Origin of the sequence: Arachidicoccus ginsenosidivorans, from assembly GCF_007971385.1 — a bacterium.
In the GTDB taxonomy this organism is placed as follows: Bacteria; Bacteroidota; Bacteroidia; order Chitinophagales; family Chitinophagaceae; genus Arachidicoccus; species Arachidicoccus ginsenosidivorans.
On the sequence record NZ_CP042434.1, the window covers coordinates 5502814 to 5518553 of the forward strand.

Annotated in this window: 18 protein-coding genes; 1 reads left to right on the plus strand and 17 read right to left on the minus strand. The window is 30.7% G+C overall.

Annotated elements, in window-relative coordinates; genetic code table 11:
• Nucleotides 1-85 precede the first annotated feature (85 nt).
• The 3 genes from FSB73_RS22015 to FSB73_RS22025 form a co-directional block, all read right to left on the minus strand.
• On the minus strand, nucleotides 86-1114 hold the full coding sequence (locus FSB73_RS22015) for a SusC/RagA family TonB-linked outer membrane protein (RefSeq protein WP_146787339.1): 1029 nt from the start codon (nucleotides 1112-1114) through the stop codon (nucleotides 86-88).
• Nucleotides 1066-2343, minus strand: coding sequence for a TonB-dependent receptor plug domain-containing protein (locus FSB73_RS22020; RefSeq protein ID WP_146787342.1), 1278 nt, complete (start codon nucleotides 2341-2343; stop codon nucleotides 1066-1068). The genes FSB73_RS22015 and FSB73_RS22020 overlap by 49 nt, the downstream gene beginning before the upstream one ends.
• A 171-nt stretch (nucleotides 2344-2514) precedes the next feature.
• Nucleotides 2515-3129: a TlpA family protein disulfide reductase gene (locus FSB73_RS22025; protein ID WP_146787344.1), complete on the minus strand. Its 615-nt coding sequence runs from the start codon at nucleotides 3127-3129 to the stop codon at nucleotides 2515-2517.
• Nucleotides 3130-3345: 216 nt separating this feature from the next.
• On the opposite strand from FSB73_RS22025, the gene FSB73_RS22030 reads away from it, so the two are divergent.
• Entirely contained in the window at nucleotides 3346-3702 is a 357-nt protein-coding gene (locus tag FSB73_RS22030; RefSeq protein WP_146787347.1) for a hypothetical protein, read from the plus strand.
• A 386-nt stretch (nucleotides 3703-4088) separates the two neighbouring features.
• On the opposite strand, the gene FSB73_RS22035 is transcribed toward FSB73_RS22030, so the two are convergent.
• The 14 genes from FSB73_RS22035 to FSB73_RS22095 all read right to left on the minus strand — a co-directional run bounded on the left by FSB73_RS22035 (nucleotide 4089) and on the right by FSB73_RS22095 (nucleotide 15734).
• Nucleotides 4089-5174 (minus strand): glycosyltransferase family 4 protein, encoded by a 1086-nt coding sequence (locus tag FSB73_RS22035; protein ID WP_146787349.1) that lies wholly within the window; start codon nucleotides 5172-5174, stop codon nucleotides 4089-4091.
• Between the two features lie 301 nt (nucleotides 5175-5475).
• Nucleotides 5476-5826 carry a hypothetical protein gene (locus FSB73_RS22040; protein WP_146787351.1) on the minus strand — a complete coding sequence of 117 codons (351 nt, stop codon included), beginning with the start codon at nucleotides 5824-5826 and terminating at the stop codon, nucleotides 5476-5478.
• A gap of 32 nt (nucleotides 5827-5858) precedes the next feature.
• Nucleotides 5859-6440, minus strand: a complete 582-nt coding sequence (locus tag FSB73_RS22045; RefSeq protein WP_146787354.1) for a hypothetical protein — start codon at nucleotides 6438-6440, stop codon at nucleotides 5859-5861.
• Nucleotides 6437-6748 (minus strand): glycosyltransferase, encoded by a 312-nt coding sequence (locus tag FSB73_RS27125; protein ID WP_158639668.1) that lies wholly within the window; start codon nucleotides 6746-6748, stop codon nucleotides 6437-6439. The genes FSB73_RS22045 and FSB73_RS27125 overlap by 4 nt, the downstream gene beginning before the upstream one ends.
• Nucleotides 6745-7329 carry a glycosyltransferase gene (locus FSB73_RS27130; protein ID WP_394344862.1) on the minus strand — a complete coding sequence of 195 codons (585 nt, stop codon included), beginning with the start codon at nucleotides 7327-7329 and terminating at the stop codon, nucleotides 6745-6747. The genes FSB73_RS27125 and FSB73_RS27130 overlap by 4 nt, the downstream gene beginning before the upstream one ends.
• Entirely contained in the window at nucleotides 7293-7520 is a 228-nt protein-coding gene (locus FSB73_RS22060) for a hypothetical protein (protein WP_146787363.1), read from the minus strand. Before FSB73_RS22060 ends, FSB73_RS27130 begins: the two co-directional genes overlap by 37 nt.
• The gene (locus tag FSB73_RS22065) at nucleotides 7517-8581 is read right to left on the minus strand and encodes a glycosyltransferase (RefSeq protein WP_146787366.1); all 1065 of its coding nucleotides are present in this window, start codon (nucleotides 8579-8581) and stop codon (nucleotides 7517-7519) included. Before FSB73_RS22065 ends, FSB73_RS22060 begins: the two co-directional genes overlap by 4 nt.
• 54 nt (nucleotides 8582-8635) lie before the next feature.
• On the minus strand, nucleotides 8636-9148 hold the full coding sequence (locus FSB73_RS22070) for a hypothetical protein (protein ID WP_146787369.1): 513 nt from the start codon (nucleotides 9146-9148) through the stop codon (nucleotides 8636-8638).
• A gap of 1461 nt (nucleotides 9149-10609) precedes the next feature.
• Entirely contained in the window at nucleotides 10610-10804 is a 195-nt protein-coding gene (locus FSB73_RS27855) for an acyltransferase family protein (protein ID WP_146787373.1), read from the minus strand.
• Nucleotides 10805-10823: 19 nt separating this feature from the next.
• On the minus strand, nucleotides 10824-11840 hold the full coding sequence (locus FSB73_RS22080) for an ATP-grasp domain-containing protein (protein WP_146787376.1): 1017 nt from the start codon (nucleotides 11838-11840) through the stop codon (nucleotides 10824-10826).
• 2 nt (nucleotides 11841-11842) lie between these two features.
• On the minus strand, nucleotides 11843-12973 hold the full coding sequence (locus FSB73_RS22085) for a CapA family protein (RefSeq protein WP_146787379.1): 1131 nt from the start codon (nucleotides 12971-12973) through the stop codon (nucleotides 11843-11845).
• Entirely contained in the window at nucleotides 12970-14427 is a 1458-nt protein-coding gene (locus FSB73_RS22090; protein ID WP_158639669.1) for a lipopolysaccharide biosynthesis protein, read from the minus strand. Before FSB73_RS22090 ends, FSB73_RS22085 begins: the two co-directional genes overlap by 4 nt.
• Before the next feature lie 15 nt (nucleotides 14428-14442).
• Nucleotides 14443-14955, minus strand: a complete 513-nt coding sequence (locus FSB73_RS25930; RefSeq protein ID WP_317132887.1) for a UDP binding domain-containing protein — start codon at nucleotides 14953-14955, stop codon at nucleotides 14443-14445.
• Nucleotides 14853-15734 carry a nucleotide sugar dehydrogenase gene (locus FSB73_RS22095; RefSeq protein WP_262712423.1) on the minus strand — a complete coding sequence of 294 codons (882 nt, stop codon included), beginning with the start codon at nucleotides 15732-15734 and terminating at the stop codon, nucleotides 14853-14855. Before FSB73_RS22095 ends, FSB73_RS25930 begins: the two co-directional genes overlap by 103 nt.
• Nucleotides 15735-15740 lie beyond the last annotated feature (6 nt).

Here is a 15740-nt window from a genome sequence, read left to right on the forward strand (position 1 = left end):
GCATGCCCATATGTAGTATAATCATATGGGGATGGTCCATACAAATCTGTGCCTTTTTTGTGATAATAGGCAACAGAACCGGAAATCAGATCTTTTTCAATCTAAAATCAACTCCTAGATTTAACATTCCTGTCTTTTCCCAACGCAAGGAAGGGTTGTTGAGGGTAATAACCCTTGCATTTGCATAATAAGAATAGTAATAATCAGCAGATCCCATTTTCGCGATTGGGACAGCTGATTTACTTAGGTCTACATTGCCGCTAAATCCGTAGGTCAACCTTAATTTTAGGTAAGATAAAATCTCGGATTTGTAAAATTTTTCATTGGAGATATTCCATGCAAGGCCCGCGGACCATAAAGGGCTCCACTTATCATTGGTGGATACACCAAAAATATTAGAGGCGTCTTTTCTAACACTGGCTGAGACAGTATATAGGCGGCGCCAGCTGTAGGCTGCATTCCCATATATAGATACATAACGGTTTAGTGTATGGGTAAGGCTACCACCGCTAGGTATGCTGCCGGAACCTCCTGTATATTTGGGATACTGGTTTGTAGGATCAACTCCTTCATAGCTTAATGGATCTTCATAATACCCATAAAACAAATTACCACTACCATGATTATCTGCCTGTCTTACCTCCCAACCTGCAATGGCATTAATATTACTATTATCAGCCCAATCGTGGTTAAAATTTAATTGTGCCCTGAAATTATAGGAAGTCGTGTATTTGTCAGTAGTGTTCAATATATTACCAACAGGAACAATATGAGTCACTTTACCAGTTTCTGGATCGATTTGAGTATAAGTGTTAATCAAATCCCTGGTATGATAACTGGCCGTGTCATACATGACATTTTGCGTTGTTTGTTGCTTTTGGTACTGGTATTTGAGGCTGATACCTAAATCTTTGTAGAATTTATAGTCTATGGCAGCATTGGCCACAAATTCTTGCCGATTGGTTGTAGCATATTGATGTTTATAATCTTCTAACGGGTAATATTTCCAGTTCAGGAGTTTACCGCCACCTGCGGTGTCGGTATAGGCTCCCAGCCATGCCATATCTATGGGCAAGGCATTACCGTCTTTATCGGCAAATTGAAGATAGGGCACTTTTTACCATTAATAGCTATTGAATTGTAGGTAGGTTTACCTGTTTCTGTCTTACTGTCCGTAAAATATACACCTACCTGTAAACTTAGATTTTTGAAGGGTTTGTAAGTATTTGTAAAATGCAGGTTTAATTTATGAGATGGTGCATCATAAGTATTGATTGATTTGTCCAGGCTTGCTCCGAAGTTATAGGCAATATCCTGTCTACCCCCTCTGATATTTAAGGAGTATTGCTGTGTTTGTGCAGGTTGAATGAAGTACTTATTATACTCATCCCTGGTATCGATTGCTTTTAGTGCATTAATCTGCTTGGCAGAATCCTCCGCAGAAATAAGACCATTAGCTTTATCTACAAATATTTGCACTGCAGGGGTTAATGGGTAATGCCGCCTGATCGAATTTGTAATGGCTCCATTAAAGTAGCCCTGTCTGTACAAAAATTGCTCTACATCTATGTAATCTGACGAGGAAATGGTCGGTTGTGCGTACAGATCTGGCTTGGGGACTATAATAGCATTGACACTGGCCTCAATTTTTAGTTTTTGTCCTAAATGGCCCTTTTTGGTGGTAATAACAATGACACCATTACCAGCTCGAGCTCCCCAGATACTGGTGGCTGCCGCATCCTTCAAAACGGTGATATTTTGGACGTCATTGGGGTTGATGTTATTGATATCCCCTTCATAAATGAAATTGTCCACCACAATTAATACGTCCTTGGAGGCGCTGATGGTGCTGATACCTCTGACAGTAAGGGTGGTTGTTATAGGCGGATTCACCAGTACCCCACTTGCAACGCCATTTAGGCGTTGCAAAATATTGGAACCCGCCTGTAAATTGAGGGTTTTATTGTCAATGAAGTCATAAGCTCCGGTGGATCTTTCTTTGGGTACCTGCTGGTACCCTGTATTGACTTCTACATCATGGAGGCCATTAATGGACTGTTCTAAAACAATTTTTAAATAGCCTGTACTTTTGCTTACAGGTATCTTTTGTGTCAAATACCCAGTATAAGATATGATAAGGGTATCCGGGAGGCGATTTATCTTAATGGTAAAGCCTGACTCCTGGTTTACGGTGTATGCATAACCTGAGGCCTCTTGAATAATGGCTCCAGTTAAAATATGCCCTTTTGAATCTGAAACCTGGCCTTTAATGGTGGATTTTGACTGGGCAATTAAAGTGGCCATACCCAATAAATTTAATAGTACGAATAGCAGTATTTTCATATGAATATTTAAATTAATTTAATTAATAAAACAAGTTTTAGAAGACTTCGATTTACCAAAAGAATGATCTCCTGCTGGCCAAAGTTTATTGGCTTACATATCGTTATACATGTAATTGGCAGTATTCTTAAATAGGCTGCCTATTCTTTACCTTGGATTCTTAATTCCCTCCTACTCTGCTATTTTAAGTATTTTAAGGAAATCAAACTTCGGTCTAGGGAATCCATACATATTTGCCGGCCAGTTTTGCTTTTTCATACGGGCATGCTCGGTATCTATTTGGTTTAGTATATCTGTAATGGTAGCCTGATTAATAAATTTATCACTGGTTTGGGCCAATACCTTACCATTTGGTGAAATCCATACGTAATGGGGTATGTATTTAAACTTGAATAGCCTGCGAAGTAGCCGGTCATGTGTCACGATTGGCATGGAGAGATGCATATTGTGAGTGCTATCCCAGGTATGGAAGAATTTATTGACTTTTTCGGTTCCATCAAACGTTACTAAAATGAATTGTAATTTCCCGGCATTGGCTTTCTGTAGTGCTTCTTCTTTAGGGAACATGGCAATGCAGGGGCCACAGTGTGTGGTCCAGAAGTCCAGTATAATGAGTTTATTACTGAAAGACGATAAACTTGCAACGGTGTCCTGATAGTTGATGACGTTGGTTAATGGTAAATCAGGGATTCGGTCGTTGATGTCGAAGGGTTTAATACTGATTTTTTGGGATTGAGCGCTCATGGCGAGCATGGCTCCGCCTATAAGGCATAAAAGCTTTTTCATATGTCTTGACAATTTTAAAATGTGAAATCGAATTTTATATATTGATAGTTTATACCCGATTAAGAACCATATAGTCTGAATGGCATACTTTCTCCTGTTAATGGCTCTTAATAATTACAATATAATAGTATTACATTACAATATTATTATAATTTACTACAACAAAATAACAACCAAATAATCATTTTACAAAATTAAATTTAGAAATTTTGTAAAATGGAAGTACATATAGGTGAAATCATTAAAGAGTTAGCAAAAACTAACAATAAAGAAACAACAGATATAGCCAACTACTTATCTACTTCTGTTTCAAATATTTATAGTATTTATAATAGGGAGACTATAGATGTAGATAAACTTAAAATTCTCTCAGAATATTTTAAGGTCAATCTATTTAAATACTACCTTGAAAGTGAACCATTGAAAGCAATTGCCGATAGTGAAATTAATCAATTAAAAAATGAAATTGCTATTTTAAAAAAACAGATTATAGAAAAGGAAGAAACGATTAAAGACAAGAAAAATATAATTGCTTTTCTTGAGGAAAAATTGAACAAAATGAATTCTGGATAAATTGGAAAATGAAGAAAACAGCGAGGTTTACTTTAAATTAAGTGTTTCAATACCAGTATAGAAGATACCACTTTAACGGCAAAAACGGACACACTCTTCTGAACCACTTACTACACGATTATCCTAAAGCATGTTTTTTTGGCTAATTCCTTTAGATTTTCAGTGGTTCGATTTACAACACGTAAAGAACCTAAGTCGCGCGTCTTGGCGGCAAACAGTTGACTTGCTTTATTATAGAAGCAAGGGTAGCAAATCTAAAATTATGTTTACAATGAATTATGAACCAATTAAAATAAGCCCTCCTGTAGCAAAGAGTGTATAAAAAAAGAGATTAGTAAAATTGAGTAAAAAAGAGAAGTACCATTTTATATCGGAAATGTTATAGTTCAGATCCGCTGGTCCAAATCAACTCCTAAAATGAAAGAATAAAAATCAAAAGTTTCACGAATTACTTGAGATAAAGATAATTCATTAATCATTTTTTGTCGCGAATTAACTCCCATCGAAAGTCTAAGCTTGTCATTTTTTAATAAATTCGATAATTGGATAGATAAAGAATTAATGTCTTTCGATGGAACTAAAAAACCATTATAGCCATTTTCAACACATTCCCGACATCCAGGAACATCCGTCGTAATTATTGGCCGACCAACTGCCATTGCTTCTATTAGAGACTTTGGTAGTCCCTCTCTATATGAGGGAAGACAAACAATATCAGACTCAATTAAAGAATCAACAACATTCTCTTCAAATCGACGCCAAATAATATAATCAGGAACCAAAAAACTATTTAACTCTTTAATGCTAATAGAAGCAGGATTTTCAAAATCTACATCACCCATAGCAACAAAATTAACTTTATTCACCCATTCGTCTTGTAATTTCTTTGCAGCTTCAAAATATTCAACAATTCCTTTGTCTTTTAATAACCTGCCTAAAAATAAAACAGTCAACTTTCCATTGAGACTAGGATCATTATACGGAAACAAATTTTCATCAACTCCGGCCCCTTTAATAATCCGATAATCATTGTCGATCAAAAATCCAAAATATTTAAATAAAGATAAATCATCAGGATTTTGAAATATAAAATTTACTTTTCTTTTAAATGCAAACTTCATCAATTTTAATATAATTTTTTGAGTAAACCCTGCTCTCCCATCAATAAAATTATACCCTAAACCACTAATTGCATTAACGATTTTCACCGTAGATAATCCTCTAGCAGCAATAGTTCCATAAATGACTGGCTTAATAGTAACATTATGAATCAAATCGGGCTGAAACTTTAAAATACTGCGTCTTATCCTTCTAATTAAGTTCAATTCTTTTAACAAATTGGTGCCCGACCTATCAAAATTAATATTTAAAGGTATTAAGCCTAAATCTCTCAACATATTAAATCGACCAGTATCTTTGGTCAATATATATACCTCATGCCCACAGTTTTTAATCTTCAAAGCCAGATTCAAACGATGAGAAATAAAAAATTATCTACGTTTACAATAAACATTATTCTCATTACAAAATAATTAAAAAAGATAAAAACTAATTAAAAATACATTCTAAATTACAAAACATTAGAAAATTAATCATTCTTAATAAAATTGACTCGACTTTTATATTTTTTGAAAATATTTTGGTTAGCAGAAAATGGAAAATCATTCAACGTCTTATTAGTATATACTTTAGGAGAAATAATTTGCACAATAGGACCAAGATCATAATTCCATTGAAATTTGATCGGTAATCGATTATCCTTCCAAACTGGATTTAATAACTTAATATACCCTCCCAAAGGTATAAATTCAGATTTAAATTATAACCCCCTAAATAAAATCCACATTCAGAAAAATCATCTAAATGATTATCAATTTCAACTCCTACAGACTTAAATTTAGTACTTTGCAACTTAGATAAACCAATTGAAATACCATACCCTTTATTGTTATAAGTATAAGGATTAATAATTCTTAAATTTTCAATCCTACAATTAATATTATTCGGTTCAATATCAATTCCACACATTGGAGCAACACCATTAGTATTTGAAATAATAGGATGATCAATAATAACTGCGTTACCACTAATTACTGAAATCCCATTTCTACGATTATTATTCAAATACGCACTTTTAATTAAAACATTATTCGTTTTCAAAATATTACCATCCGAAATATATATTCCATCTCCCCAAGAATTAGCAATTTCGGGATAGAAATATTAATATTCTGCCCTCCTTTGATCATAATACCCATTCCCCATTCTCCTTTTTTTCCTGTATGTGTTGTTTTATCTCCAATTAAATTCGGAAAATAAATACTTATATTTTTGCTATCAATAACGTTAAAAATAGCAAATAGTTCTTTCGAATTCCCTTTCATTAAAATCTTAGAATTAGAAGCAAATACAATTTTAGAATTGCTACTTATATATAACCCTTTAGAATTGATTAAAATTGGGAAATCAGGAAATATTACCTCATTAAAATGATCAAGTCCCTTTTGTAAATAAACAGTATAATCAACCGTTCCAGATTTAACATAATTTTTTGGCAATAAGTCAGTCAAATTCTTATAATTTTTTAAATCTTTAAAAATTACTTTAGAAAACTCACTTCTATCATTTTTAAATTTAAGAACACTAGCCACAGGTGGCATCTTATAATTCCATACTGTTTGTGAATATGTCAAGTTGACAAAATAAAAATAAAATAAAATAAACAAATAAAGTTTCATTTTGAAATATTTAAATAAAGATATTTGTAATTATCAATACACAAATCCAAACTGTAAGATTCAGCTTTCATTAAGCAATTATTAATTGTTTCATTAATAAAAAATCTGTCCTCTAATAATTTATGAAATATCATAGCCAAGTTTATATAGTCCTTCGATTTAAAAAGTACTCCTCCACCTTCTACTATATCTCTCAAACCTGGAACATCCGAAGCTACAAATGGACTCCCACTTGCCATTCCCTCAATAGAAGAAAGAGAAAGCCCTTCATAAAAACTAGATAATACAACTATATCTACACTTTTCAAAATCCGAAAAATATCGTCCCTAATTCCCAAAAATAAATTCTATCATCTAAATTTAATTCTTTACTTAACCTTTTACATTCAATAACATTAGGCCCATCTCCAACAAAAATTAGCTTAACATTAATTGGTAATTCTCTCAAAGCCTTAATTACCGTCTCTTGATCTTTAGGATAACGAAAACTAGATACTTGCAAAATATATTTAGATTTAAGGTCATTAATAATCCCTAAATCTTCTAAATCAATAGGATTCGACGCTTTAATTTTAGCAAGATCCACACCATTGTGAATAACATACAACTTAACATGTGAATTTGATAAATGTATAGTTAATTTATCCAAAACCAATTGAGAAATACAAACAATGCAATCAAATTGATTATATACAATTCTATCAACAAACCTTGTTAAAAAATATTTTCTGCGCTTATTATAAGTACTATGTTCTGTATATATCATTCTAGTTTTCGTCCTAAACAATAACTTAACAATTGCAACTATGTACAAAGACGGAAAGAGATGTACATGAACAATATCAGCATAACTTAAAGCTTTAAATAATCGATAAACACTATCAAAAATTTTAAAAAACCTTTAAAAAAATAAAAAACTTCAATATTAGCCGCTTTCAATTCATCTAACAAATAGGATGAATTTGATTTAAGCAAGAAAACACGAACCTCAAATTTCTTATTCATTCCCAAAATTAAATCTAAGGTCAATTTTTCTGCACCACCAACTTCCAAAGAATTAATCACATATAATATTCTCATTTTTTCAAAAATAAATTTTGATATTTAGATACAATATTTTTACCAGAATATCTATTAAATGCATCATCACTAATTGTCCGAGAGTCAAAATTAGCCGAAAATAAAGCCTCCTTTACTTTGGATATAAATTCAATTTTATTAGTAACTAAAAATCCATTAAATCCGTCTCTCAAAATTTCTCTCGTTCCACCAGGTGCATCAAAAGCAACAGCTGGGACACCTAAAGAAATAGCCTCTAATAATGCATTTGGAAAACCTTCTACAAAGGATCCTTGTAAAAACAAATCCGAATCCTTCAATAGTGAATATGTATCATCAATAAAATTAACAAATTCTACTTTCTCTTCAAGCTTATAATTATAGATCAATTGGCGAAGATTTTCTTCAAGTGGCCCAGTTCCAACAATCGTATATTTAAAATCAAAATCAAAATGGCTAATAATCTCCAGAAGTCTATCGTAACCTTTTTCTTTACTTAACCTGCCCACAGTAATTAGATGTCTAACTTCACCTTTAGGAGGATTATATCGAATTCTAATCTTTGTAATAGGATTGCTAATTAAAACCAATGATTCCTCTCTAACCCTCATTATATTTAACAAATCCAATTTCATATCAAATGATTGGCAAATAATAAAATCAAGTTTATTATAAAAAAAGGAAACAGCTTTGTTTAATAACTTTTCTTTAAAAGACCGATGCATTATAAGTTGTGAAGAAATACTCGCTTCTCTTGCAATAAACTTGCACTTCCTAAAAGTAAAAATTGAAAACAATCCATTCAAAATATTCAACTGAACAATTGATGTAAATATTGTATCACTTCTAAATCTCTTAATCAACTTTAAAATAGGAATTATACTTGAAAAAGTACTTTTTTTCCCGAGATGTACACATTTAATCGAATCATCTATTTTAAAATCATAAGAATTTTCTTTTTCAATTACAATTAAAAAAACGTCAAAAAGTCTTTGATCCAAATTATTTACCACAAAAGAGACTACTCTTTCAGCACCACCACGCCTTAAAGAAGGAAGTATAAAAGTTATTTTATGTTTCATATTATTTTATAGGCAACATGTCCTTGTAACTATATGTATGATTTAAAATTCCAATTAAAGAAATATTATCAAGATGAAAGAACCCATAAATAAACTATCTGTTAAGAGCCGCAACACATCATATAGAGGATCTAATACTAGTAAAATAATAAACAAATTTCTCCAATAAACGTTATCAAAATAAAATGAATCGTCAATCAATAAATAGATAAAAACAAATTTCAATAATAACTTAAATCTTATAGCAACCTCAGGAAAAACAATGACTGCAATTACTGGGAGACAAAACAAGAAAAAAGATTTAATTAACAATTTATTTTTTCGTTCTTTATTAAAAGTAGCATAAACATAAACAAAACTCATATAAAACCAAGTATCCATTAAATAACGCGCAATTATAGTAAAACTTGTAATCGACTTCCCCATTCCAATTTCTGTACTAGAATATGAATCGATTTTATTATTATAAATTTCGGAAGAGGTATCAATTCCTTTAAAAATATCTTGAATAAAAGAACTAGGTATCACTGTGCTAACAACGGCCAATAATATAAATAAGAATATCAAAACTTTTCTATTTATAATATTTCCAAAAGAAAAATAGGCAAATAAAGCGCACAACTAAAATGGGTAAAAATACCTAAAACAAACAAAAAATAGGCCAAGGCCTTCCTCTTATGCATGCTAAGATAATAATATCCCAACAAAACAAATGAAAGTCCTACTGTATTTCGTACCGCAGAAAAAATAAAAACATACGATAATGATAATACAACCAGTATAAAAGAAGAAAAATATTTAGACTTACTAATTTTTCGATTTCCAATAATTTTATCGAATAAGAATAGCGGAACATAAACATTAAAAAATCCCAAATAAAAGGAGAAATTGAAATTTTATGTTCAAAAAAGCAAAAATATAAATCAAAACATAAAACAAAAAATCGCTCCTATTAGAAAGGTATCCAAAAACAAAACCATCAATATCTAAATTCTTAAAATCGTCATATAATAAATATCTTCTAGCAGCATCTTGCGATAAATCTGGTAAATATAAATAACAAAATACTCCAAATAATAATGAAAATAAAAGAATAGAGCCCCTTCGCCTATCGTATACGTCCTTCAAAATAAAAGGTATCGACAATAGCGGAGAAAGTACAAAAACAAACCAGCCGGGGCTAAAACTTATTTTCTATTCATATTTTTTTAAATAATTAAATCTTGCCATAAATGCCGACAAGCCCACAAGACTATTTTTAAGTTTTGAAACAAATAAACCTTCAAAATATTTTGTAATTATCCAAGCCAAAATAATTGAAATTACAAAGGGTATTATTACTAAAATATAAACATTATTAATATTGAAATATTTATTTAAATAGAAAATAATTGACAGTCCAATAACCTGATGCAACAAATATAACGGATAGGAAATATATCCTAAAAAACAAATTATTTTCCATTTAGAAAGAAAATCATTTTTCTTTTATTACTAAATAAAATAGAAAAAAATAAAAAACAGTAATAAAAGACTCTGATTCACTTTTAAAATTACACATTGAAGCAAACACAAAAATAAAACAAAAAAATAAGATTTGGCATTTTCCCTCTTCCACAACTTAAAAAAGCATATTCCTGAAATAAATAAATAACCATAATCTACTATTAAAATGGTATTTAAAAACGTGAACCTAAAAAAGAAATGAATTAAAAAATTTAAAATAACCCAAACAAATAACAAAATTTAATATTCTTAATTTTATTAGAAACAAGTATGAAATAAATAATGCAATAAAATACAAGTTCAGGAAATAAAGACCAATATACTCCATCAACCAATCTGACATGAAATAAAGACGGAATCATTGTAAAATTAATCAAAAACTCAACAAATGTACGCTTAAAAGGTTCAATATTTAAACTTGAAGAAAAATAAAACTAATAATTAAACATAACCAAAAAGTTGGGAACAATCGAATAAATCGCTTAAAAACAAAATCCCCTCCATTCTTAACCTTTTCAACAGTCATAAAATAACAAATCCACTAATAATAAAAAACAATTGTACACCATATTTACCTACATCGAATTCGATTGATTTCATCAAATCAGATTGGAACACTTTATCGAACTGAAATGTATAATGAAAAATAACAACCATACTAGCCGCTAGTCCTCTTAGCGCATCTAATTCAATAAGACGTTTTTTGGGATTTTGCATTATTCAAACCAAATTAAAGTTAAATATTAATCAAATTTTCTATCATCCAAAATTGTGGATTAAATTTGGAATTATACCATTTAAGAGAACTATCCCAATAACCATCACAACTATCATACGAATAAGGTGAAAATCCAAAACTAATTTCAATTATTAATGGTTGATTATCTTCGTCAAAAACGAAATCAAATGCACAACATTGAACATCAAGTTTACTTGTTGTTTCAAACGCAACCTTTATTGCATTAATATCTATTAAGGAATGGTCGTAAATAATTTTACCACTTCCAGAAGCCCTAAAATCGCCATCTCTAGTCAACCTTTTTAATCCAAAACATTTATCCCCAATAACAACAATTCTAATATCAAAATTATTATTTTTAATAAAATCTTGAAAATAAATATATCCTTTCTGTCTAGGACCCATTTTATTTAACAGATTCGGAACAATTAATTCTTTAAGACGAAAAACAATTCGACCAAAATTTTTAAGCGATTTATCTTTATTAAATTTAATAAGTGCATCCTTTATCCTTGATTTTAAATTTTTTGAAGTAAAACCTTTGCCAAAAGCAATCTTAATTAAATTATTTGCTTCCCTTCGCGACTCAACTAATTTCACATTTACGGAACCAGCGCCACCTCTCAATTTAAATACCTTAGGAAAGATTGTACTATTAACCCAACTTTTAGCTGAATCTTTTGTATAAAATACATATGATCTAATCAATGGAACCCCCAAGGCTTCTAGCAAATACTTTTGGCCTACTTTATCATCAAAATGCCAACAGGTTTTAACATTAGGAAATACTTTGACACCATTTTGTTCCAAACTCTGAATCAATTGTCGAGCAAAAAGTAGATCCCTGTAATCCGTGTGTGTCCAATGCCATAAAAAATAATCAAAATCCTCCAATTCTTTAATAATATTCGACGAATAAGCGTCAATAATTACAAATTCAATATTATGAGCAATACAATACTCGATCCACCTATCGCTAAAACTACCAATATTATGGTGAATTGCAATTTTCATAATTAATGCTTTTTTAAAATTTCCAATAAAACATCTCTGTGACTTTCACATCGAATTAAATTTTTCAATAACAATCTCTTCATTTTACCAATTCCAATTTTAATCTTAAATTTATTCTTCAACGAATATAAAAATGGATTATAAGGCATAACCAAAAAATCCGTATATAACCTAGTTTTAGATTTAACAAAACAAAGCCATTTTTGTTTAAGCAATACAGTATCCTTAATAACATTATTCAATTCAGTCAATTTTAAATTAAAGTTAGCCAACTCTGTATCATCTAATAATTTTATAATAGCTGCTTTATCACATTGATTGAAAGGAATAATCTCAAAATCAAAAGATTTATCATTTTTTATTCCTACTTTAAGAGAATAACCATAATTCCATTCTTGTTCACGCTTATTTGCATTATCGAACAAAAAATTGCCAATACCATAAAATATCATACCATTGCAATACTTTTCAAATCCACTAAAGCAATGCTGATGATGACAAACAATTAAATCTACTCCTTGTTCAATAAAAAATCTACAATTATCAACCATTCTCGGATTAGGATATTCAAAATATTCATTCCCTCCATGAAAAATTAGTATTAAAAAATCAGCCTTATCTTTAGCCTCATTGATCAACCTCGTATTACGAATTAAATCTAAACCATTGGCTCCAACTTTGCCACCTTCCACAGTCGAAAACTCATTTTCACATATATTAATAATACCCAGTTTAAATCCATTTTTTTCAAAATAAAAAATATTTTCCGGACATTGGACCCCTGCTCCTACAAATTCAATATTATGATTTTCGCACATATTAATTGTATCCTGTAGTCCATCTATACCGTAATCTAAAATATGATTATTAGCAAGAGTCACCAAATTAAATCTATTCTTCAATAAATTGATTGCACTTAATGGTGCTTTCAATAATGGACCTGTTTTTACTATCGATTTATTAGATTCCGTTAATGGACATTCTAAATTTACAATGTTCAAATCATTACCAATCAAAAATGGATCAATTTGAGCAAATACAATATTTGCAAGAGATTCAAAATCATCTGCCTTAAGCAGTCTACCATTAGGAACAAGATCCCCTGAAATAGTCAAGTTGATTACATTATTCATTTCTTATTTTTTATAAAAGATTTTATTTGTATTACACAATATTCAAGGCTCTTATTTTTAAAAATATAACATAAAATAAAATAAATAATTAAAAAACTCAAACTATTTACTATAATTCCTAAAATTAAATATCTAACACTTAAATAATCTAAACCATACTGAACAATGAAATACGCAATAATACAATATAAAAATGGTGGAAGTATAGACTTAAATAATTTCAAAAGTGATAAATTAATTAAGCGACAACAAAATACCGAATTCACAAAAGAAAACAATAATAAACTAAAAATTGCCCCAATTATAATTGCCCACATATTCCTATACGCAACTACAAGGCCTATCACCATAATCAAAGAAATAGTTTTTTTAATTACTTCGGCTTTAAAGTGTAAATCACTTCTACCTTTCGAAAGCAGAATACTCATAGAAAATAAACTAAATGGATAAAAAATATACCCTAATGAAAGAAATTTAAAATAAGGAGCAGATTGCGCCCATTTATCAGTCAATACAACACGAAACAACATTTGGCTATTTAAGGAGAGTATAAACATAATCGGACAAGTAATGAAAAAAGTTAGCATAGAAAATTTTAGAAATAATTGCCTAACTTTTATTAAGTCTTCATTAATTGATGTAAATAGAGGGAATGTGACCTTTGATAACGCAGCCGAAAAATTTGAAACAGGGAAATAACTAATACTATTCGCCTGCTGATAATACCCCAATTGTGTTATTGTAAAATATTTACCGATAATAAGTGGGTAGATATTTAAATAAATATTAGTAATTAAACTTGATAATGTCAATTTATAACCAAAATGAAAGTGAAATTTAAACCTTTCAAATTTAAACGCACTCAAATTAGGTCTCCAATTGGACCAAAACCAATGCAAAAGCATAAAAACGGAAGTCCTTATAAGGTAAAGATAAACTAAGCTCCAGACGCCATATCCAAATTCAGCTAAAACGACTCCTACAATACCACCAATAATTATGGCAGGTAATTCCATCAACATTTGTAATTTAAAATTTAATTCAACAGTCAATTTCGTCGTTTGGACAGCAACAAGAGCCTGGATAATAAATCCCAAGGTATAGATTCTTATTATCGATTTTAAAATGTTTTGATGATAGAATTTCGCAACCAGCGGTGAGATGCAAAATACAATTATATAAATAGCAACGCTAAAGGCCAAATTCATTATAAATACAGTTGAATAATCCGACTGCGTCGGTGATTTCGTCCTAATTAATGAAGAAGTCATCCCGCCATCTAAAAGAGAATTGCCAACAGCAATAAAAACCTGCAACAAGGCAATAATGCCAAACATTTCGGGCACCAATATCCTTGCTAATACAATTTGAATTAAAAAATTAATTGCTTGAACACTGACTTGTTGTCCAAATGTCCAAGCAATTCCATTAATAGCTTTCTTTTTTAAGCTCACAATATAAATTTAAAACTATAGCATCCCAGAAACTAAATTATTATTATTCAATAATCCCTTAACGTCATATAATACACCATTCTCTTTAAGAAGCGTACCAAAATCCAAATTATGAAAATCAGCATGTGCAACCGCTAGAATAATCCCATCATAATTCGCATCAATTTTATTTATTGAATTCTCTGAATCAATATTATATTCACGCTTAACTTCTTTTGGATCTGCCCATGGATCAAAAATAGTCAAATCTACCCCAAAAGTACTTAAGCATTTTAAAATGTCAACTACCTTAGTGTTTCTTACATCAGGGCAATCCTCTTTAAACGTTATTCCCAGAATAAGTACTCGACAATTTTTCACCAAAATTTCATTTTTAATTAATAAGCGAACAAACTCGTTGGCAATATACTCTCCCATACTATCATTTATACGCCTACCAGAGAGGATAATTTCAGGGTGGTACCCAAATTCTTGTGCCTTTTGTGCAAGATAATACGGATCAACACCAATGCAATGTCCCCCACTAATCCCGGTTTAAATGGCAAAAAATTCCATTTAGTCCCAGCGGCAGCTAATACATCTTGAGTCGAAATATTCATCAAATTAAATATTTTTGACAATTCGTTTACAAAAGCAATATTAATATCACGCTGAGAATTTTCAATTACTTTCGCAGCCTCTGCAACTTTAATATTAGGAGCCATGTGAGTCCCCGCTGTAATTACAGATTTGTACAAATTGTCTACTACTATTCCAATTTCCTGAGTGCTTCCAGAGGTAATTTTCTTTATATTTTCAACCGTATGTGTTTTATCACCTGGATTAATTCGCTCAGGTGAATAACCTGCAAAAAAGTCATTGTTAAATTTCAAACCTGAAATTCTTTCAAGTACTGGAACACATTCTTCTTCCGTCACACCTGGGTAAACTGTAGATTCATATATAACAATATTGCCTTTCTTAAGAACCTTCCCAACTGTCTCACTAGCTTTCCACAATGGCGTTAAATCAGGCCGATTATTTTTATCTACTGGCGTAGGGACAGTTACCACATAAATTTCTCCGTTTTCAATTTCGTTAATTTCGGTTGTGCAGTATAATCCATTACGGTTCGATTCAAATGGGTTGACCTTAGACAGTACATTTGAAAGAGCTTCTTTCTCAATTTCAAGAGTATCATCCCTTCCTTCATTTAAAGCTCTTACCCTATTAACATTAATGTCATACCCTACCACCGAGTATTTAGTCGCAAATAACCTCGCTAATGGCAAACCAACATAACCTAAACCAATCACTACAATTTTCATATAAAA

Coding starts and splice junctions, on each gene's coding strand:
- FSB73_RS22020 (WP_146787342.1), bottom strand. CDS start 2,343: ATGAAAATACTGCTATTCGTACTATTAAATTTATTGGGTATGGCCACT.
- FSB73_RS22030 (WP_146787347.1), top strand. CDS start 3,346: ATGGAAGTACATATAGGTGAAATCATTAAAGAGTTAGCAAAAACTAAC.
- FSB73_RS22095 (WP_262712423.1), bottom strand. CDS start 15,734: ATGAAAATTGTAGTGATTGGTTTAGGTTATGTTGGTTTGCCATTAGCG.
- FSB73_RS22060 (WP_146787363.1), bottom strand. CDS start 7,520: ATGAGAATATTATATGTGATTAATTCTTTGGAAGTTGGTGGTGCAGAA.
- FSB73_RS22080 (WP_146787376.1), bottom strand. CDS start 11,840: ATGAAAATTGCAATTCACCATAATATTGGTAGTTTTAGCGATAGGTGG.
- FSB73_RS22045 (WP_146787354.1), bottom strand. CDS start 6,440: ATGAAACTTTATTTGTTTATTTTATTTTATTTTTATTTTGTCAACTTG.
- FSB73_RS27855 (WP_146787373.1), bottom strand. CDS start 10,804: ATGCAAAATCCCAAAAAACGTCTTATTGAATTAGATGCGCTAAGAGGA.
- FSB73_RS22025 (WP_146787344.1), bottom strand. CDS start 3,129: ATGAAAAAGCTTTTATGCCTTATAGGCGGAGCCATGCTCGCCATGAGC.
- FSB73_RS22065 (WP_146787366.1), bottom strand. CDS start 8,581: ATGAAACATAAAATAACTTTTATACTTCCTTCTTTAAGGCGTGGTGGT.
- FSB73_RS22085 (WP_146787379.1), bottom strand. CDS start 12,973: ATGAATAATGTAATCAACTTGACTATTTCAGGGGATCTTGTTCCTAAT.